Genomic DNA, 20,007 nt, shown 5'->3' with positions numbered 1-20,007 from the left:
CGGAGGCTGCCCCGATCCGAATGTCTAACCAGGGCATGGCGCACCGTCGGTTCCAGGCGTTGTACCGACGGGTGTGGAATTGACACCACTGGGGATTAGGCTTCAAGCAATCCAGCCTTGACCATATTGCGCGGGCCTTGCGGCACCTCGCCCTGAACGCCTCCGGACGGTCACCGCTTTCCCAGCATGCTGCTTTCCCCTAAGACTTTCGCCCTCAGGTAGGCTGGGTGACCCAGAAACTTTCCTCCGAGTTCCTCCCGGCTGTGCCGGGGATACAACGAAGCGCCTCACGGCGCACCATCCGGTTCCAGACCTTGTAGAGATTGCCCTTCAGGTCCTTCTCAAAGTCCTCGATGCTCTGTCCGTCCACCCCAGGTGCACCCTTATTAGCCCTGACTTCCTCCCACGCTTCCTTGATTTCCCACTTCGAGATCTCAAACGGCTTGGTCGATGACTTCAACTGGCCCATCGCACTCCTCCCGGACACCGTCCGGTTGATGTGATCAACTCAGTCACGAACGACCCGGCCCCTTCGCTCCGCCCCCATTACAGGGGCCTCAGCGCTACTACGAGCCGGTCCGCCGGCCGCCCTGCATCGGTACTCGACCCCTCACAGTTGCGTCCGCTCGGGGCACTCCCTCTCGCCGCCGCAACGCGGCGGGCAGTATCAGGACGCGCCTTCTCCTGTTCCGTGCGAAAGCCGCAGACCGGGCTCACGTCGCCTGCATGCCGGACACCGCCTGGCCAATAAGCGGGCACCCGCCAGGCTCATCCCGGAGTTCAGGTAACACCCCGGTTTTGATGTCGTCTGTTTTCCTTGCGACACGTCAGCAGCGATTCACTTGCGTTCGTCTTCCCGATCCCCACCTGACGCCTCTTACGACGCCTTTTCCTCATCGCTCACCACGACGGTCTTCAGCCAACGCAGCATGAGGCGGTTTGAAGCCTCCCCCCACAGGGCGACTCCGAAGGGCCACAAAACCTTCATCTCTCGCACAGCACCACTCTCGGAAGCTGTCCTACAACCAACTCCTTTGCGTGTTCAGGACGCAATACCAGGGGAAATGGGCTGTGAGACTCACAGATTTCAAAGCGCGCGGGGGCGGCCGGCGCACACCTACGATTCCTGTCCGCCTCACTGGATACGGCCGCGCGGCTGACCTGGCGCACTGGCGCGCGAAGCGATCTCAGCCGCGACGGTCAGGGGCACGGGAGCGTGCTTCTCAGGAGTGGGATGTCATTCCTTGCGGGTCGCTCTGCGGGGCGTACGTCTTCATTGCCTTGTCTGTCATGAGTGCTGAGATCCGGCACCATTCCTGGTGTTCCACTTCGGCGGTGCGGAGCCATTCCTCGGCTCGGTAGCTGTCCAGTGCCTGCCCGGCGATGTCGCGCTGGTATTCCTGTGCGTCCTCAGCGGCGCGAGCAACGTCCTGGACCGTCATCCCGGTGGCCTGTGCCTGTACCCGGGCGCGGTAGAACCGGGCGGTGCTGGGGGCGAGGGGGATGGGTTCTTCGAGGGGATGCAGCCAGACGGCGGGCAGGGCGGTGTAGGTGTTGGCGGCGGGGAGGGTGACCTCGTTGCCGTCGGTGTCGGTGACGAAGCCGTCGATCTCGTACTCGGGGCCGGCGGGGAGGTCCAGAAGTACGGTCTGGTCGGCGGTGAGGCTCAGGGTGACCCGGTTGGTGGTGGTGGCCTCGTAGCCGTCGACGGTGGCGCCCTCGGGGTCGGTACCGGTGACGGTGAGGTCGAAGCGGTCGCCGCGGCGCAGGTTCAGTCGCATGTCGGCGGCGAAATCGGCATGGGTGCGGGGGATACGGTGGCGGAGAGCCGGCGGCAGTCGCTGGGGGACCTTGACCTGGTAGGTCTCGCCGATCCGGATGTCCTGGACGCGCATGACGACCTCCTGAGCCCCTCTCCAGCCTCCCCCGAGCCGTCCCCAACCGCCAAGGCCGGGGACGGGGAAGCGCCGAGCGGCGGCCCGGTAAAGCCCGCGACCGGAACGCAGGAGAGTGCAGCCGCGAGCTCCGTCTCACACCCTCACAGCCTTGCTGCGCAATGCGTCTACCTGCGCAAATACGGTGTGAGGCTCACAATCTCCGCGTCTCCTGGGGGCTCCAGGCGCTGCTCGTGCCGCTGGGGGAACAGCAGGCCCGGGCCCGCCGGGGAGCAGGCACTTGCGGCGGAGATGGGGGGCGCGGCGGGCGCACCAAGTGGTGCAGTACGTGCGGGGTCGTCGGGTGAAGGCGGGTACGGGCTGGGTGCACACGGCGGGCTCGAAGGCCTGCGCCGCGACGTTCAGGAGGTGCTGTCGCTGCTGCGCACCACAGCGCCGGTAGCGGTCGGCGGCGCGGCGGGGGCCCCGGACCGTGTGGTGGCTGGTGCCGGCGCCGGCATCGCACCGGGACCTTTGTCCCTGCCCGGGCAGAGGCGGGCTCCAGAGGAAGAACCGGAACCGGCGATGTCCGACGCTCCGTTCTCACTGATCACCGGTGCATCTTCCTTGATCAGGAGTTACACCGATCGTTTGGCTCTGTCGCACATCCGGTGGTGACGGAGTGTGAGTATCCGCCGCCGCCAGTTGCAGGGCGTGCGATCGACGCCCTGACCTCGATGTTTCACGAGCAGACGGCGCTGCCGTGGGGACTGCCGTCCCGGCACGCCTGCTCACATCGGCGGGCACCGTGCCCGTCGGCCGACTCCACACAGCGATCGCTGCAACGTGCGGACCTGCGACTCCTTGATCGGTGGGTCCATCCACCGCCATCGTCACCGTCCGTCACCACCGGATGTGCGACAGCGCCGATCATTTTACAGTCCCTGTTCACCCGGCTCACCACAATCGGTGTGGAGTGGGCCGACGGCACCCACGCGGAAGCCGACGCGATCATCTGGTGCACCGGCTTCCGTCCCGCCCTATCCCACCTGGCACCCCTCGGCCTGCGCGGACCCCACGGCCACATCCCCACTACAGGCACCCAGGCCCTCGGCGAGCCCCGCCTGCACCTCCTCGGCTATAGCGACTGGACCGGCCCCGCCTCCGCCACCCTCATCAGAGTCGGCCGCCCCGCCCGCGATGCGACCCGTGACGCACGGTGCCTGCCCGCTGTCCCGCAGAGTGAGTACGGAGCGGATCTCGGCGAGGGTCAGCCCGGCCGCCTGGGCATCGCGGATGAAGCCGAGCCGCGCGAGGTACGCGGGGGCGCGGGAAGCAGCCCCGTCTGCTCGTAAAACCTGATCGTCTTGGTGGTCAGCCCGCTCGCCACCGCCAGCTCGCCGATACGCATACCTCAACGCTAACGCCTTGACCTTCCAGCGCACTGGAAGGTCTACGGTCGGAGCGACAGGCCAGGGACCAGGAGGACGGCGGACATGCGGATCACGATTCTGACGGTGCCGGACTGCCCGAACGCACCGGTCGTACGCGAGCGGATCACGGCCGCGCTCGACGGCCGGAGCGCCGAAGTGGAGCTCGTCGACGTACGCGAGGACGACGAAGCCGCCCGCTGGGGCATGACGGGCTCGCCGACAGTACTCCTCGACGGCGTCGACCCGTTCGCCGTACCCGGCGCCCCGACGAGCGTGTCCTGCCGCCTCTACCGCGATGCGGACGGCCGCGCGGACGGGGCCCCCAGCGTCCAGTCCCTGCGCCAGGCGCTGTCCGGCACGACTCCCGCCCCAGCCACCGAGGGATTGGAGTGCTGCGAGGCGGACCTGCTGGATCCGATCGGCCGGGCCGGCCGTGGCCGACGCGCCCCGGCCGAACGCGGACTGCGCGCCGTCCACCAGGCAGTACTGCGGCACTTCGCCACACTGATCCACCGGGATCGAAGCCTCTTTCCCAGTTGCTCGCGTGCGCGACTCGGCCCGCGTCCGCTGCCCCGCTACCGCACCCGCCCGGTCAACCTGCGTGAACACGTCCTGGCTGCCGGGCGTAAGAAGGCGGTGACGGTCCACCCGGCGCAAGGGCTCCAAGGCCGCGGTGCCCTCCCGATTCATGTTCCTGCGCATCCGGCTCGCGGGACGCCGTCCAAAGCCCGCGGCCGACGGTGTCATCAGCCTGACATGGCTGATCGCGCAATGGCCCGAAGGCGAGGACGAGCCGGTCAAGTACTGGTTCGGGATGTTTTCGTCCGCGCCCACGCCCAGCGGTTGCGGTGCCCTGGAGTGCTGACCTGCCCGGAGCGCCGCTGGTGCCTATCGTGAAAGAGCACTTGATCGACATAGCGTCGTGGGCAGGTGGCATCGTGAACGCATCCGGGATCGACTACGAGGCGGTATTCCAGGCGCTGCCGAGCGCGGTGGCCCTGTTCACCACGGACCTGGTGTACGTCGACGTCAACGAGGCGTTCCTGAGCAGCATGGGGCGTACCCGTGACCAGGTGGTAGGCCGCTACCTGTTTGATGCATTCCCCGACGACCCCAAGGCCCCCGCCGTGACCGGCATGCGCAAGCTGCAGGCATCGCTGCGGTGGGTGGCTGCCACCGGGGAGTGCGACGCCATGACGCTGCACCGCTACGACGTGGAGTACCCGGACCGGCCCGGGGTATGGGAGGAGCGGTACTGGAGTCCGGTCAACGTGCCCGTCTTCGGCCCGGACGGGCGGGTGGCGCTGCTGCTGCACCGGGAGGAGGACATCACCGAGCTAGTTCGCACCCTCAGCGCCCGAGGCAGCAAAGACCCGCCGACGGTACTGGAAGCCGAGCTGTACACCCGGGCCGGGGAACTCCAGGGGGTCAACGAACGGCTACGTGAGGCTCACGCCTGCGAACACGAAGTCGCCCTGAGCCTACAAGAGGCAATGCTGCCCGCCCCCGGGCCTGTGAGGCATCACCGCGCAGCAGTGCGCTACCGCCCGGCGGTCGGGGGGCTGAACGTGTGCGGGGACTGGTACGACCTCGTCGACCTGCCTGGCGACCGCATCGCGGTGGCCGTCGGCGATGTCGTCGGCTGCGGCCTCGCCGCTGCCTGCGTCATGGGCCAGCTGCGCAGCGCCCTCAGCGCCGCTTCCCGCGTCGCCGACGGCCCCGCCCAGGCCCTGGAAGCCCTCGGCCTGTACGCCCGCTCGGTCGACGGCGCGGAATCGACAACGGCCGTCTTGTCCGTCATCGACGGCACCAACCGCACCATCGCCTACAGCAGCGCCGGCCACCTTCCACCAGCCCTGCTGCACCCCGACGGCACCGTGGACTTCCTCGACCAGGCCACCGACCCCCCGCTCGGCGCCCGCCCCGAACACATCCCCCGCCCCCAGGCCGAGACCGCGTTCACCGAGGGGGCCACTCTTGTGCTGTACACCGACGGGCTGATCGAGCGCCGCAGCGAGGACATCGATGTCGGCCTGACCCGGCTTGCCGACTCCCTCACCCGCCACCAGAGCGCCGATCCCGAAACGCTCGCCGACGCCCTCCTGGCCGACCTGACCCCACCTGCCGGCGCCACCGACGACACCGCCCTGGTCGTCCTACGCCTGTGACAGAGGCGGCCACCACCACGCTCACGACGGCCCTGTAAGGCGGTGTCCTCTGTGGCGATCGTCCAGGAGCTTGCGCGCGTCCGGCGTGCACGACACGAGCGCGGCCATGCTGGTCACGATAACGTCGCACAGCTCCTTGTGGACGTCCGCCCAGGTGCGGGACGCACCCTTACGGGGGTTGGCGCCCAGCGCCCCGTGCACGGCCTCCGCGACCTCGCCGAACTCCTCGGCGTGGGCTCACACCCGTGATGTCGGCTTCGCGCATCAACCGCTCGACCCGTTTGCGGCCGACGTGGACGCCCTCACGTTTGAGGACGGCGTGCACGCGCGGCGAGCCGTAGTTGCCGCCGGATGCGGCATGGATCTGTCGGATCTGCTCGGTCAGCTCCGCGTCCCGGCGGCGCCGTTCGCACGGCTCCTTCTCCGTCCGGCGCCACCGGTAGTACGTCGAGGAGGCGGCTGACCGCGATCGACGGCACCACGTTCGACCTGTCTGACACGAAGGCGAACGTGGAGGCGTTCGGCCGTCCGCCCCGATCCGGTCGGGGTGAACAGAACGTCGGCTGCCCGCAGTTGCGCATGGTCGGCCTGGTGGAATGCGGCACCCATGCCATCTTCGACGCCGCAACCGGAGCCCTGCGCACCGGAGAGCAGACTCTGGCCCGGGCAGTCCTGGTGTCTCTGCGACCAGGGATGCTACTGCTGGCCGACCGTGGCTTCTACGGCGTGGAACTGTGGTGCAAAGCCGCGGCAACTGGGGCGGATCTGCTGTGGCGAGTCCGCAAAGACCTCGTACTGCCGGTCGTTGAGCAGCTGTCGGACGGCTCCTACCTCACCGAGATATTCGACCGGAGCGACATCCACAACACCCGTCGCGGGGTGCCGGTGCGCGCGGTGGAGTACACCATCGCCGGCCACGAGGGCGTCTACCGGCTCCTCACCACGATCCTCGACCCGGACAAGGCCCCAGCCGCGGAACTGGCCGCACTCTACGCCCAGCGATGGGAGTTCGAGTCCACCCTCGACGAAATCAAGACCCACCTCGGCGGTCCACGCCTGGTGCTGCGTTCGCAGCACTCAGACGGAGCCGAGCAGGAACTCTACGGCTTCCTGCTCGTCCACCACGCCATCCGACACCTGATGCACCAGGCCGCGCGACAGGCCGACCAGGACCCCGACCGGATCTCCTTCACCCGTTCACCGCGTGTCGTGCGCCGCCAGGTCACCGACCAGGCGGCATTTTCCCCCCGGCAGACTCGCTCGTGCGGTCAGAGCCACCCACGCTGAACTCCTCGAACGCCCCCTGCCACCGAGACGCCGCCGATCCAACCCCCGCGTCATCAAACGCAAAGTCGCCGGCTGGCCCCTCAAACGTGCCGCCCACCGGACTGCAGACCGCCCACCCACCGCCGCGGCTATCACCCTCGTTGGCGCCACCAAACCCAAACGGGTCAAACGCACACCAAAGCGCTAAGTTACCGGTATTGAGGCTAGGAACGCCTACAGAGGCCGAGGGGCTGGCCCCGAAGGCCTTGCCCACACCTTCCGAGCCGAGCATTGCGTTCCACGCCGCTCGGAGTCGAATCCTGCCCTCAACCAGGTCGTGGCCTGCACCGTTTCGGGTCTCAAGCGCAGCCGCCCGGAATACCGGGGGGAGTTCCAGACTCACTACTTCGACAACCATATGTTCGATGCCCTCGGGCCCGACCATGAGCGCGGTTATGCCTCGTTCATCCCCACTGTCGACGGCAGGCACGTGCTGAAGCGCAAGTGGTTCGCGGAGGACACCTTCGCCCGCCGCGAGCAGCTCTTCACCGACATCGAGGTCTCACCGGACAGATTCGGGAAATACCTGCTCGCGGAGCACGGCCTTCACGTGCGGGCCATGCCGCCTTCCGGCATGTCCGCTACGACCTCCAGTGCGAGTCGATGCGCACCGGCCACGTCTACGACCAGCTCGCTGAGCGTGGCCAGGGGATGCCAGACTACGGCCGATTGTGTGCGGTCTGGCGCCGTTGCCAGCAACGCGGCGTCGGAGTCCAGTTGGGCTTTGAAGTACAGCTGAAGCTGCTGCAATTGGGGGCGGCGATACGGATTGCCGGAGTGCCGCTCCGGCAGGTACTCGCGGACCCAGAGCAGTTCACCGACACTGACCCGCAGTCCAGACTCCTCCCGCACCTCACGGCCGGCTGCCTCGGCAGCCGTCTCACCAGGCTCGACACGTCCGCCGGGCAGCACGTGGAATTCTTGGCCGTTGTCGCAGTGCTGTCGGCGTACACCCGTGTCCCCAGTCACGTACAACTGAACGTGCAGAGCAAGTAGCCGCCGAATGGCGCCCATTGCCATGCGAGATGTCCGGCCTCGGGGATCTCGACCCTTTCTTCCCCATCGCTGTATGCGTGCGCGGAACGTTAGCTGGGCGATGAAGGACTGCCGTGGTCGGCGGCGGTCTGGCCCATGCAGTTCGATCTTGCATCTTTCGGGCGCTGGTGCCGCAACCACGCTGCTCTGTCTGGGAGTTCTACTCCTTCTCACGACCTTCCCTCCCGAAGGAGAACGCGCTTGCCCACTTCGGCGAAGAATCAGGACTGCCTGGTGGCGGCGCCAACGGCCAGGTGCGGCCAGTGGGGCGAGGCGATCAGCGGCGTCAAAGCGACTGCCTCGGGATAAGGCCTGCGGCGGTGAGCGCGTACCGACGGTACTCCGCGAGTCCATGGGCGGAACGGTTCTTCGTGACGTGGTCGCCCTGGTTGCTGCAGGACGGCGGCGAGGTCGCCGCCGTGGCGTCGCTGGGTGGTGGTCGCCTACGACCGTGACGCTTGACCTCGACCTGCCGCCCCCAGACGGGGAAGAGCCGCTGGCGATTCGGGGACTGGGGCAGTTCGGGATACCGGAGGGGGGTATATTGCTGACCCGAGAAGATATACCCCCCTCCCGTATAGGAGATAGTTATGTCAACCCCAACCGCCCCTCCAAGTCCACGCCGCTGGACGGCGCTCGTCCTCATAGCCCTGGCCCAGTTCGCGGTCATCATGGACACGTCCATCATCGGTGTGGCTCTCCCCAAGATGCAGGTTGACCTGGGCTTCTCCCCGGAGGGCCTGTCCTGGGTGTTCAACGCCTACGTCGTTGCCTTCGGCGGGCTTCTCCTGCTCGGCGGGCGGCTGTCCGACCTGTTCGGCGCCAAGCGGATCTTCGTTGCCGGCTGGACCGTGATGGCCGCGGGATCCCTGGTCGCCGGCCTCGCCTCTGAGGTCTGGGTCGAACTGACCGGCCGTGCCCTGCAGGGCATCGGTGCCGCGCTGATCGCCCCCTCCGCCCTGACCCTGCTGATGATGCTCTTCGGCGCCCGCCCCAAGGAGCTGACCAAGGCGCTGGCTCTGTACGGCGCCGCGGCCCCGGCAGGCGGCACCGCCGGCGTCTTCCTCGGCGGTGTCATCACCGAGTACGCCAGCTGGCCCTGGGTGTTCTACATCAACATCCCGATCGCCCTGGTCGTGCTGGCTGCCACCCCGGCTGTCATGCCCTCGGCCCCGGTCCGCCGCGGCTCCGTCGATTTCGCGGGAGCGGCCACCGTCACCGTGGGACTGGCCACCGCCGTCTACGCCATCGTCCGCGCCCCCGAAACCGGCTGGGGCTCAGCCCAGACGTGGCTCGTACTGCTGGCCGGCGTGGCCCTGATCGCCGCGTTCATCGCCATCCAGTCCAAGCGCCGCGAGCCGCTGATGAGGCTGGGTATCTGGCGGGCCCCCAACCTGGCCGGAGCGAATATCGCGCAACTGCTGATGGCCGCCGCGTGGATCCCGATGTGGTTCTTCCTCAACCTCTACCTCCAGCAGGTCCTGGGACTGGGCGCCTTCGCCTCCGGCGCGGCCCTGCTGCCCATGACGGTCGCCATCATGATCATGATGATCGTCCTGGCGCCCCGCCTGATCGCCCTCTTCGGGACCAAGCCATTGATCGTCACCGGCCTGCTCGCCCTCGCGGCAGGCATGCTGTGGCTGTCCTTCGCCCGGGCGGAGGGCACCTTCTGGGTCGACGTCCTGCCCGCCTCCCTGCTGGCCGCGGCCGGCATGTCGCTGGCGTTCATCCCCTCCCTCGGCACCGCGCTGTCCAGTGCACGCCCCGAAGAAGGCGGCCTGGCCTCCGGCATCGTCAACACCAGCTACCAGGTCGGCTCCGCTCTCGGACTGGCCGCGATGACGGCCGTGTCCGCGGCGTACGGCGCCCACGAACTCGGCAACCCCGGTGCGCTCACCAACGGGTTCTCCGCCGCCTTCCTCGGCGCAGCAGCCCTCGCTGCCGTCGGCGCACTCGCGTCACTGCTCACCCTGCGCACCGCCCCCGCGCCGGATTCCACTCACAGCGAGGAGCAGCCCACCAAGGCGAACGCAGCCTGAACCCGCCGGAATCATCGCGCACTCGCAACGCACGTGTCGCCTGACCGGGGAAGGAGCCCCTGTCAGGCGACACAGGGAGTTCAGGGGGCCGGGCGCCGCAGGCCGACCAGGGTGACCTCGACGAGCGGGTCACAGCGGCCTGGGAGGGGAGACTCGCGGCGGCGGTCAGGCGAAGTATGCGTCTCGGCATCCAGCACCTGGCGGACCGCGGCCACCAGCCGCGCCCTGCCCGTCGCTTCCGTCACCCGCACCGGCCGCTGATCGACCAGCCCCCCATAACCCCTGGCGGGCATAGCGCGACCGCCGGCTCTGCACCGTGCGAAGACTCACCCCCAGCTCTTCTGCCTTCGCCTGGGCCCGCTCCACCACCAGTTCGTGCGACCACAGCAGGTGGAACAGCACCGGCAGCACCGCCACCGGCTAGATCCGTACTTCGCAGGTAGTTCGTTCAGGTCTGTAGTTGGCCAGTCTGAGCGTCCCCGTTGGACAGCACTTTCGCGTCTCAGTGCCGGGGATGGCCCCGCCGGTAGAGTCGCTCCGAGGAGAGCGCTGATCTGGGGGACTAATGACGGCAGCGGATGCACCGCCCATCGTCTTGGTACACGGGACGCGGTTCAGCGCGGGACAGTGGAGCCCGCAGCTCACCGCACTTCAAGAGGACTTCCCGGTAGCCGCCGTTGACCTACCAGGCCACGGCGCCCGCTCTGCTCAACCATGGAGCCTGAACGCGGCGACGGAGATCATCGCTTCCGCGGTGGACTCGCTCGACCGCGGGCCGGCTCTGGTCGTCGGGCACTCGCTCGGCGGATACGCCTCACTGGAGTTCGCGCGGCGCTGCCCGGAGCAGCTGCGCGGGCTGGTCCTTGCGGGGGCCAGCGCCTCAACTTGTGGCCCGTGGGCAACGCCGTATCGGTGGGTCGCCGGGCTCGTCCCTCGCATGCCGGCGGATCGGTTGGCCCGGTGGAACGACCGGTTGCTGCGCCGGCTCTATCCTCCCGAGGTGGTGGAGGCGACCATCCGCTCTGGCTACGCCTTCCACACTCTGCCGGCCGCCTGGGGCGAGGTGCTGGGCCGCTTCGATGCGGGTGCGATGCGTCATGTGGCGGCTCCCGTGCTCATCCTGAACGGCGAGAAGGACACCGTCTTCCGGTCCGGCGAGATGGACTTCGTCCGCGCGCATCCGCACGCCCGCGTCGAGTTGATCCCGCGGGCAGGACATCTCGCGAACTTTGACGATCCAGATGCTTTCACCGAAGCCGTCCGCCGCTTCGCCCGGCATCTACCTGTTCGCAGCTGAGTGCGCCAGAGTCAGGTCCACCAGGGCTGCCCGAGCGCAGTGCGACCGCGAACGCGCAGGCTGGCCACATCGCGTGCTCACTGGCCAACGGTGGTGTTCAGGTTTCTGGCCAGCGGGGGTGTGTGGGTTCCAGGCCGAGGAGGTCGAGGAGGTGGAGCTGGATGCCTCGGGTGATGGCGATGACGGGTGGGTCGGTGGCGCTGCCGACCCGTAGTCGCAGGTCGGACAGGTGGTAGAGGATCATCCGGCCGGTGGGCCGCACTTTCTGGCTGCCCGGATACAGCCCCTGCATCTTCTGCTCGCCTCCCAGTGCTCTGCGGACCTGGCGTTCGATGAGGCAGAACAGCAGCAGGGCCAGGCAGATCACGGTGATCAGTGCGGCGACGCGTTTGTTGTCCTGCACGAAGATGGGGGTGACGGCCAGCGGGCCCTTGAAGTCGCCGTATCGGCGCTCGACCGTGCCCTGGCCTTTGTGGCGGCGTAGTACTTCGCTGGGATCGGCCTGTTCGGGGGTGAGGGTGGTCAGCAGCGCGTACCAGCCGTCGACGGCGGCCTCGGCCTGGAGCACGTCCTGGTCGAAGTGCCAGGACAGGGCGGGCCGTCCGGTTTCGTCCGTGGTGATCTGGGTGCACAGGCAGCCGGAGACCCGGCGGGTGCGGGTGATCACGCCGAGGCGTACGGCAATCTTCTCGGCGGTGTTGTAGTAGCGGCCGCCGGCCGAGTGCTGGAGCTTGTCGAGGTCCTCGCGGGCCTTGGCCAGGCGTTTCTCGCGGGCCCGCTGCTGGCCTTTGGCGTTGCCGGTGGAGTGCACCAGGATCCGGCGTACCTCGAGCGGGGGATCGTTCTTGCGGGGCCCGGTCAGCAGGTGGATGTCCTCCAGGACCCGGTAGGTCTCGCGTTCTGCGGCGGGGGTGTCCTCGTCGCGGGCCGGGGTGTAGTCCACGACGGTGGCCGCATCGAGGTCGAGGGCGGCGTAGACGGCGTCGTCGACCTTGGAAGCGGGGGCCGGGGCGATGAAATCGGTCCCGGCCTTGATCAGGGCAGCCACGTTGCCGTAGGAGATCAGCTTGGAGTCGGCGATCAGCAAGAACTCCTTCGGTCCGGCCATCGCGCGCAGAGCGTTCATGGTGCCGGTGATCTGGGAGATCTCCGCGGCTCCGCCGTCGATGACGCGGGACAGCAGCGGGATGCCGCCGTCGCCGGTCACCGCCAGGCCGGTCTGGATCTGCTTGAGGTCGTAGCGGCGGTCCTTGGGATGGCCGTGCTTGATGCGGGGATACTCCTCGTCCTGATCGTCGGCCGGGTAGGCACCATAGAGCGACATGGATGTCATGTCCCAGTGGAACGTGGACACATCGATGCCGAGCTCGCCGATCGCCCGGGCCCCGACGCTGTCGGTGAGCTCCCTCAGGTGCGGGGCGATGGCGTCCAGGGCCCGGCCCAGACGGTCGTCGTTGAGCAGCTCCGCCTCCATCCCGAAGACTTCCTCCACGGCCCACTCCCGGGCCCAGCGATCCACCCGCCACAAGGGTGCGGGCGCGGTCAGCCGGTTGGCCACCAGCACCTCGATGACCTGGCCGTGTGTCACATGGGCGATGTCGCGGCCCGGGCACAGCCGGTCTACGGTCCCGGCCACATCAAGCCGGCGCAGAAACTCGGCAGCGACAGGCAGAGCGCCCAGACGCTTTTCCACCACGGCGCTGACCACACATTCCATGCGCGGGCGCACCGTCCGTAGCCGCGGGGACCGGGAAGACTTCGTCACACCCCGGTCAACACGACGACCCCCCGACCGGACACGGCCAGGCAGCAACTCCACCCGACTCAGCCACCCGCGAAGTACGGAGCTAGACCAGAAGGGCATTGAAGGACTGTCATACCCGTGTCCTATCGTCGCCCACATGGCCAACAACTCCGCACCCGAACGCCTCTCCTTCGCAGAGGCCGACACTCGCCTTGTGCAGGCTCTCTCCGCCTCCTTCGAGCGCTACTACGACAATGTCCTGCTCTTCGACGGCGATCTGGTACTGGAGGGGGGCTTCCTCGACGCCGTCGCCGGGATCGGGAGTCTGGACGACGTGGACCTGGTGGTGATCACCGGCGATCTGACGGTGTCCGGCCCGATCGCGCTCTACGAGTCTCTGCCGGGGCTCTACGTCGGCGGTACCACCCGGGCCGAGACCCTGGAGGGCGGCGACTGCGAAATCTACATCCAGGACGGCACCTTCACCCATCTGGTCTACGGCGACTACAACAACGGCATCCTGGAGACCCGCACCGTAGAGACCCCATGGGTCATCAACTACGACCACGATCTCCGCGTTTCCGCCCCCGGCGCTCGCCTGGTGGACAATTATGGCGACGATGACGACGCGGACTTCGGCAGCGAGAACATCGTGGAGGCGTTCGTCGCCGAGGTCGTCGACCCGGAAGACGAAAGCATCGACGTGCCGGAGTTCCTGGAACGGCTGCGGGCCGGACTGCCGGTGCTGCGCCCGGGGGCAGGTGGTGCGGCCGCCAGGGCGTGAGGAGGGTGGGCCCCCGGCCGGGTGCTTGGGTTCTAGCGGTGGTTTGTTAAGCCGGGGAGTAGAGGTCAAGTGGGTGGCCTGCGCCGACGGCGTTGATCAGGGCTTGAAGTTCGGGTGGCGGGGGTGCGTTGCTCCAGGCTCGCCAGCAGCGTTGGAGGGTGGTCCAGGGGTCGAGCCAGGCCCGGACGGCGCGAATCGCGCCTGCGGCCAGCTTGCTGGCTGGGGCTGGTGGGGTTTGCATGGGCCCCCTCTCAGCCGGTTCGGCCGGTGTGGCAGCCGGCGGGGCCGCTGGGGCGACGATGGGTTCCGGGTCCGGAGGCTGAGTGAACCAGGTGTCCCAGCAGAACGAGAACGCGCAGGTGACCAGGGTCTGGTGGCGGCGGATGGCGGTATCGGAACGGACTTGGAAGTCGGCCCACCCGAGTTCGCCCTTGACCTGTTTGTAGCTCTGCTCGATCCAGTGTCGGATGCCGTAGATCCGGACGACTTCGTGCAGCCCGGCGGCCGGTTCGGGGCTGTCGGCCTCGCGGGGACCCCCGGGGCGGGGCAGGTCGGTGGCCAGGTACCAGGTGGCTTGCGGGGGCTGCGTGGCCGGGTCGGTGGTGGCCACGATCAGGCGGACGTTCCCGTCGGGTCCCCACCAGCCGAGGCGGGCGTCGGCGGCCCACCAGGTCTCGGTGTGCCCGTCACGGAAGGTTCGCTCGACGGCGGTCCAGTCACCCGGATGCTCGGGGTCCGTCCAGGTCAAGGTGCGGGCGGCATCGACGGGAGTGTAGGCGTCCTTGCCGTAGGCCCAGGTGCCGTGGCTCGGTTTGAGAGCCATGACGAACGGCAGCCCTGCCGAGTCGAGTTGTCTGCGGAAGCCGTCCTGGTCGCCGAAGGCGCAGTCGGCGGCCACGGCGCGGAAGGCCACCCCGGCAGCCTTCGCGGTGCGGGCCAGTTCTGCGGCGATCTGCAGCTTGGTGCGGAAGCCGGGGTGGCTCTTGCCCTTGGGGAAGTGATGGGCGGGGCTGTAGGGCACGGCATGCAACGGGTAGTAGAGGTTCTCATCGGCCCAGCAGGTGGTCACGGTGACGATGCCGTTGTCTGTCTTGCCCAGCCGGCCCAGCCACTGCCGCCCGATGTGCGCGGTCGCCTTCCCGTCCTTACGATCCCCGGAATCGTCGATCACCAGCACCCCGCCCGAGTGCGACGCGGTCGTGGGATCGGACAGCAGGAGTTCCACCCTGCGGGCGTTGACCCGCTCGTGGTCCCAGGTCGACTCGGACAGGAAGAACTGCAGCCGCTGCACAGAGGGATGCTGGGCCCCGACGACGGGTTCGGTGCCGGCCAGGCAGGTCAGCGTCTTGTTGCGGTTCCGCGGCAGCAGCAGCCCAGTCAGGTACTCGCGGAACCCACGGCGCTGTGCCAGTGTGGAGAACAGGTCATCGAAGCGTGCGGCGTAGGCTTCCAGCGGGCCCGGTGCGGGCGGACACGGCAGACGACGGGTCATCACGAGCCCTCAGGCGGCGAGGCAACGTTCCTCTGCTACCGGCCTACTACAGCCCTGACCCGCAGTCAACAAACCACCGCTAGTGCTGGCGGTCGAGCTGACGCAGGTCAGCCAGCATGTCGAGGGCGATGCCGTGGCGGAAGTTGGCGGTCGCAGGTGACCGGCCGAATGCCCTCTATCAAGCCGGCGGCCGTGTCGGCCGACAGCCGGGTGCGGGCGCCTCCGGGCAACAGGTACCGCAGGGCCGCGCGGAGACGTTTGGCTGTGCGGGCGCGCTCGTTGGATCGTCGGGGCCAGGGAAGGAGCGAAAGCGGTTCAAAGCGGCAGCTCGTTCATGGAACCGGGTCCTGGACATCCGGGAGACCATACGCCACATCTCTCGCTCTTCTTCGATGTCCTGCGGCAGGTTGAGGCCCATGGCCTGAGCCAGCGGATGGCGCCCCAAGTTGACCAGTGCGCGGACGGCTGCCGCCCACTCATCAGTCGCTGCGACCGCGGCCCGATACCAAAGCGGGCACAGGATACTGAGGACGCCAGCGGTTCCGAGGAGGATCGGAGGATCGGCGCTATCAACCGATGTGGCGCCCAGAGCCATGGCAACGAGGGCTGTGTGCCCATACAGCAGGGCGATGAAGAAGTCGACGCTGGTACGCGCGATGTCGACCTGCCGACGCGCCTGCTCGGGTGCCGTCGCGGTGAGCTCGTTCCACAACACCTGAGAATCCAGGCGATAGCGGTCATAGCCGTACTCCTCCAGGCGCCGAATGGCGTTGCCGAGCCTGGTAGGCGTGACCTGGTCATCCTGCACCGGATATCGGGCCAGCCGCTCACCAAGCAGCGCCTGCTGCGTCGCTGTTGCCACTTCGTCGCGTGGATCCGACATGCCCGGGGCTGCCCCGTCGGGAATCAATGGCCTCTGTGCGGTGTCTGCAGGCTGTGCCCGCTCGGCTGCAGCCCTACGCGCGCTGCGCGTCCGTGCCACTTCATCGGCCAGCTCCCGACGGCGCCCGCGGTGGTGGCGACTACGCCGTGCATACAGTCGCGCCGGCCAGAACAGGTACCCCTCCAAGACCCGGTAAAGGGGGATTTGCAAGGCATTGAGGATGAGGCCCATCAATACAGAAGCGGTCAACAACAGTAGTGCCTTAGCACCCGGCGAGGCAGCGAAGATCTGGTGCGTCATTGGGGCCTGGCGCAAGCTGGGGCCCATGGTGATAGCCAGAATAGCCAAGTTGATGGCTGTCGGCAGGATCCAGCCGACCAACAGACTCCACCCGCCACCGAGAACGCCCTTGGCTATATCCCCCAATTACTCGTCCCATTCATCATCGTCATCGCCCAGCGGAGGGCCCGGCGGAGTGTGACCGAGGGGTACGTCGAGCGGTAGGTTTTCGAGCGCTGCTCGCTCGTCGGCGAGTGGACGGAACTCGGACTCCGGGTCCGGCAGTCGCAGCTCCCCATGCTGCCGGGAGTCAAACAGAAGCATCCGTCGGCTAATCCGCAGAAACATCGCGACATCGCGAATCAAGTCCTCCGCTTCGCGCATGCTGACCGCGCCCTCGATGCCGGCCTCCGCGCGAGCGCGCGTTCGAGCCCCTGCCGCGAATAGAGCGCTCCACTCAGTAAGCTCCGGAGCAATTTCAGGGAGCACCTCCCAAGCACTACGGATTCGCCTGCCGCTCCGTACGCCCGTGTCTCCCGACGGCCGCCCTCGCGCAGCAAGCACAGCGGCGGCGGTGCGTAGTGCTGCCAGGTGAGCCGTGGCGAAACGATCATTCGCAGACTCCATCGCAGATGCCTCTTGCAGGCCAGCCTCTGCCTGGCCTAGCAGCTCCAGCGCAGGACGAGGAACGACACCCTGACGCCTGCGGGCGTTCGAGGCGAGCTCCATCAACTCTCGAAGGCGCGCTATCAGCGCCTCCGGGACGCTGGTGACTGCCAAAGCGTCACCCAGCTGATGTGCGACCGATCCCACCATTCGTTCCGCATCGGCGATCTCGTCGAACGCGCGGTATACGAGCGCTACGGCCTTAGCCGTCTGGTCATCCGAACCAGCCGCGAGGTGGAGGCGAATTTCCGCTAGGCACTGTGCGACTGCTGTAGAGGTACCAGGAACCTCATTGCCGGCCTGCCCATAAGAGAAACGGATGACGGTACCGCCCTGACCATCCGAAACAGCGCCGTCTTGGACCGCAGATCGTTGACCATTGCCCGCCGCCATCACACCCCCGAAGCCAATGCGAATGTTGCATACGCCGTCCTCACCAGTGGATGGCGTGAGGCCGTGCGATCCGCCCGAGGATATCGCGCGGGAAAGGTCCAGGACACGCGAGTGCCGAACATGCTGGTGACTAGCACCAACTAATGAGTTGCCCACATGTCCGCTCCCGACTGGCCGTTCAGCGCCTTGTGCATCATCGTCCCGATATGTGCTTTCACGGCGCCCTGCTGCTTGTCCTGCCCGACGCGGAGCTGAACGAAGCCCCACCACACGAACGCGCCCCCAGCAGCCAGCAGCACCACACCCCACATGACATTTACCGACACGGACCGCGTGGAACTAGAACGCGTCGCCCAGGACCTGCACGCTGAGGCAACCTCCGAGAACCCTGAACCGGGTCGCCTGCGCCAGTTCGCCACCCAGTTCAAGGACAAGCTCCTGGAGGCCGGCACCACCATCGCGGCCACGATGGGCGTTCAGATGGCCGAGCAAGCCCTCGCTGCGCTGGGGCAGTAGCCATTCCCGCAACGCTATGGCACCCGGGATATCAGCCACTTCCCAGGAGCCAGCTCGGGTTCGCCGGACGGCGCGCGGCCGGGTGTCTGTCGGCGGACGTGAGCAGCTGCCAGCCGTGAGGGTCGACAGCGGTGTTTCATGACGGTGGACAGGCCCTGACCTGTACCAGTGAACGCTGGCACAGAGTTCGCGGGGCAAGTCGGTGCCCTCGCTGCCGTTGAAAGCCCGATCTGTTCGGCTGCGCCTCGGCAGTGTTGGACCCCAATACCTCATTGCCGGGGGCCTGTCTCACGTATGGCGTTTGTGGCTGCCGTGTCCTGATCTGGAGGTAGCTTCAGGAGCAGCGCAGGATCAGCTCCCCCCGAGCCGACATGTCGAGGGGTAGCTGTTCGAGCCGTGAACAACGACCCGGCCACCTGCTACCTCACCGCTCACCGCGGGCGCCTCAGAGCGTGCTCGCATTACCCATGGGATAGCAGCACCTGAGCTTTACTGTCGGCGTAGACCTCAGTTCTGACCACACAAATCGGTGGTCGAACTGAGCCTGGATCCACCGGCTTGACGTCTGTGGATGACTCTCACGGAAACGAGGAAGTGCCTTGTGACCTGCGATGATGGGGTTTCTCTAGGACCACATCAGGCACGATCGACAAGGCACTTCCGAGATGCAATCTTCCCATGCCGCCGCGATGGTCTCCGCACGGTTCGATGACCCGAATCTCGTCGCGTACGGCGGGCTTGAGCCGGTGGCGCGTCTGGCCGAGCGGTGCGGACTGCCCGCGCTGGTCGAGGGCCTGGTGAAGCTGCCGGTCTCGAGGGACGGCACGGGTTCTTTCCCGGCGGCGAAGGTGATGTCGCTGGTCGGCGGCATGGTCGCGGGTGCGGACAGCTTCGATGACATGGACCGGTTGCGGCACGGCGGACTGTCCCGGCTGTTCACCGGGGTGCGGGCGCCGTCCACGCTGGGCTCGTTCCTGCGTTCCTTCACCCACGGTCATGTGAAGCAACTGCATGCCGTGGCCCGGCGGTTCCTACCCGCCCTGGCCGCGCACACCGGGCTGCTGCCCGGCGCGCAGGCGGTGGCTTATGTGGACATTGACGACACGATCCGCCGTACCTACGGCTATGCCAAGCAGGGTGCCGGTTACGGATACAGCAAGGTCAAGGGCCTGAACGCGCTGCTCGGGATCATCTCCACCCCGCTCGCCGCACCGGTGATCGCTGCCACCCGCCTGCGCAAGGGGCCCACGAACTCGGCACGCGGTGCGGCCGGGTTCGTTGCCGAGACCATCCGCGCCGCCCGCACCTGCGGGGCCGGCGGCCTGCTGATCGTGCGTGCCGACTCCGCGTTCTACGGCGCTGACGTGGTGAACGCCTGCCGGGCCGCGGACGCCCGGTTCTCCGTCACGGCGCGGATGAACGCCTCGGTCAAGACCGCCATCGCGGCCATCGGCGAGAGCGCGTGGACGGCGATCAAGTACCCCAAGGCGGTCTGGGACGAGGAGGGACAGTGCTGGATCTCGGACGCGGAGATAGCCGAGACCACCTACACCGCCTTCACCTCCAAGCCAAAGAAACAGCAGGTCACCGCCCGATTGATCGTGCGCAGGGTGAAGCGGCTCAACCCCGCGGCCCTGCCCGAGGGACAGGGCACGCTCTTCGATACCTGGCGCTACCACGCCGCGTTCACCGACTCCCCGCTCACCCTGATCGACGCCGAGCGTGATCACCGACGGCACGCCGTGGTGGAGCAGGTGATCGCGGACGTCAAGAACAGCGCCTTCGCGCACGCCCCCTCCGGGCACTTCCAGGCGAACGCCGCCTGGCTCACGCTCGCCGCCCTCGCCCACAACCTGACCCGCGCCGCCGGGGCCCTGGCCTGCGCGTTCCATGCCCGCGCGACCACCGCGACGATCCGCGACCACCTGATCAACGTCCCCGCACGTCTGGCCCGCTCAGCACGCCACCTCACCCTCCACCTGCCCCAACACTGGCCCTGGGAAAGCGAGTTCATCCAGCTGTTCACCGCCACGCACGCGCCACCACCAGTCGGCTGACGCTCCCTGAAACGACCCGCC

The 20,007-nt window shown here is 67.7% G+C and carries 16 protein-coding genes and 3 pseudogenes; 9 read left to right on the top strand and 10 right to left on the bottom strand.

Annotated features, from left to right (window positions below; all coding sequences use genetic code 11):
* Positions 1-214: 214 nt before the first annotated feature.
* Together OG936_RS33320 and OG936_RS33315 are read right to left on the bottom strand one after the other, a co-directional pair.
* Positions 215-469 carry a hypothetical protein gene (locus OG936_RS33320; protein ID WP_406499624.1) on the bottom strand — a complete coding sequence of 85 codons (255 nt, stop codon included), beginning with the start codon at positions 467-469 and terminating at the stop codon, positions 215-217.
* Positions 470-1,223: 754 nt separating this feature from the next.
* On the bottom strand, positions 1,224-1,895 hold the full coding sequence (locus OG936_RS33315) for a hypothetical protein (protein ID WP_406499623.1): 672 nt from the start codon (positions 1,893-1,895) through the stop codon (positions 1,224-1,226).
* 923 nt (positions 1,896-2,818) lie between these two features.
* Here OG936_RS33315 and OG936_RS33310 point away from each other — a divergent pair.
* Positions 2,819-3,088, top strand: a pseudogene (locus OG936_RS33310) (pyridine nucleotide-disulfide oxidoreductase); the annotation flags it as partial.
* Here OG936_RS33310 and OG936_RS33305 read toward each other — a convergent pair.
* Positions 3,089-3,285: pseudogene (locus OG936_RS33305) on the bottom strand (MerR family transcriptional regulator); the annotation flags it as partial.
* A gap of 85 nt (positions 3,286-3,370) precedes the next feature.
* On the opposite strand from OG936_RS33305, the gene OG936_RS33300 reads away from it, so the two are divergent.
* Together OG936_RS33300 and OG936_RS33295 are read left to right on the top strand one after the other, a co-directional pair.
* Positions 3,371-4,204, top strand: coding sequence for a hypothetical protein (locus tag OG936_RS33300; protein ID WP_406499622.1), 834 nt, complete (start codon positions 3,371-3,373; stop codon positions 4,202-4,204).
* A gap of 38 nt (positions 4,205-4,242) precedes the next feature.
* Positions 4,243-5,475, top strand: coding sequence for a PP2C family protein-serine/threonine phosphatase (locus tag OG936_RS33295; RefSeq protein ID WP_406500712.1), 1,233 nt, complete (start codon positions 4,243-4,245; stop codon positions 5,473-5,475).
* Between the two features lie 169 nt (positions 5,476-5,644).
* Here OG936_RS33295 and OG936_RS33290 read toward each other — a convergent pair whose 3' ends face one another.
* Positions 5,645-5,839, bottom strand: coding sequence for an IS3 family transposase (locus tag OG936_RS33290; RefSeq protein WP_406500711.1), 195 nt, complete (start codon positions 5,837-5,839; stop codon positions 5,645-5,647).
* Here OG936_RS33290 and OG936_RS33285 point away from each other — a divergent pair.
* Complete coding sequence (locus tag OG936_RS33285) at positions 5,827-6,762, top strand: IS4 family transposase (RefSeq protein ID WP_406499621.1); 936 nt, start codon at positions 5,827-5,829, stop codon at positions 6,760-6,762. The two genes, OG936_RS33290 and OG936_RS33285, sit on opposite strands and share 13 nt — an antisense overlap.
* Before the next feature lie 585 nt (positions 6,763-7,347).
* Here OG936_RS33285 and OG936_RS33280 read toward each other — a convergent pair.
* The gene (locus OG936_RS33280; protein WP_406499620.1) at positions 7,348-7,770 is read right to left on the bottom strand and encodes an NUDIX domain-containing protein; all 423 of its coding nucleotides are present in this window, start codon (positions 7,768-7,770) and stop codon (positions 7,348-7,350) included.
* A 656-nt stretch (positions 7,771-8,426) separates the two neighbouring features.
* On the opposite strand from OG936_RS33280, the gene OG936_RS33275 reads away from it, so the two are divergent.
* A complete protein-coding gene (locus OG936_RS33275; RefSeq protein ID WP_406499619.1) occupies positions 8,427-9,875 on the top strand; it encodes an MFS transporter in 1,449 nt (482 codons plus the stop codon).
* Between the two features lie 565 nt (positions 9,876-10,440).
* The gene (locus OG936_RS33270) at positions 10,441-11,172 is read left to right on the top strand and encodes an alpha/beta hydrolase (protein WP_331755240.1); all 732 of its coding nucleotides are present in this window, start codon (positions 10,441-10,443) and stop codon (positions 11,170-11,172) included.
* 97 nt (positions 11,173-11,269) lie between these two features.
* On the opposite strand, the gene OG936_RS33265 is transcribed toward OG936_RS33270, so the two are convergent.
* A complete protein-coding gene (locus OG936_RS33265) occupies positions 11,270-12,889 on the bottom strand; it encodes an IS1634 family transposase (RefSeq protein ID WP_331755241.1) in 1,620 nt (539 codons plus the stop codon).
* A gap of 184 nt (positions 12,890-13,073) precedes the next feature.
* On the opposite strand from OG936_RS33265, the gene OG936_RS33260 reads away from it, so the two are divergent.
* Positions 13,074-13,700, top strand: coding sequence for a hypothetical protein (locus OG936_RS33260; RefSeq protein WP_327271958.1), 627 nt, complete (start codon positions 13,074-13,076; stop codon positions 13,698-13,700).
* A gap of 46 nt (positions 13,701-13,746) precedes the next feature.
* Here OG936_RS33260 and OG936_RS33255 read toward each other — a convergent pair whose 3' ends face one another.
* The 4 genes and pseudogenes from OG936_RS33255 to OG936_RS33240 form a co-directional block, all read right to left on the bottom strand.
* Positions 13,747-15,192, bottom strand: coding sequence for an IS701 family transposase (locus tag OG936_RS33255; RefSeq protein WP_406499618.1), 1,446 nt, complete (start codon positions 15,190-15,192; stop codon positions 13,747-13,749).
* Between the two features lie 178 nt (positions 15,193-15,370).
* Complete coding sequence (locus OG936_RS33250; protein WP_406499617.1) at positions 15,371-16,456, bottom strand: hypothetical protein; 1,086 nt, start codon at positions 16,454-16,456, stop codon at positions 15,371-15,373.
* Between the two features lie 45 nt (positions 16,457-16,501).
* Positions 16,502-17,041, bottom strand: a pseudogene (locus tag OG936_RS33245) (SAV_6107 family HEPN domain-containing protein); the annotation flags it as partial.
* Positions 17,042-17,553: 512 nt separating this feature from the next.
* Positions 17,554-17,715, bottom strand: a complete 162-nt coding sequence (locus tag OG936_RS33240; protein ID WP_406499616.1) for a hypothetical protein — start codon at positions 17,713-17,715, stop codon at positions 17,554-17,556.
* 7 nt (positions 17,716-17,722) lie between these two features.
* Here OG936_RS33240 and OG936_RS33235 point away from each other — a divergent pair, with 7 nt between their 5' ends.
* Positions 17,723-17,929, top strand: a complete 207-nt coding sequence (locus tag OG936_RS33235; RefSeq protein ID WP_406499615.1) for a hypothetical protein — start codon at positions 17,723-17,725, stop codon at positions 17,927-17,929.
* A gap of 665 nt (positions 17,930-18,594) precedes the next feature.
* Complete coding sequence (locus OG936_RS33230) at positions 18,595-19,986, top strand: IS1380 family transposase (RefSeq protein WP_331746122.1); 1,392 nt, start codon at positions 18,595-18,597, stop codon at positions 19,984-19,986.
* Positions 19,987-20,007 lie beyond the last annotated feature (21 nt).

Source organism: Streptomyces sp. NBC_00846, assembly GCF_045207325.1.
Classification (GTDB): Bacteria; Actinomycetota; Actinomycetes; order Streptomycetales; family Streptomycetaceae; genus Streptomyces.
The sequence above is the reverse complement of the archived record's forward strand: the minus strand, read 5'-3'. Positions and strand labels throughout refer to the sequence as shown.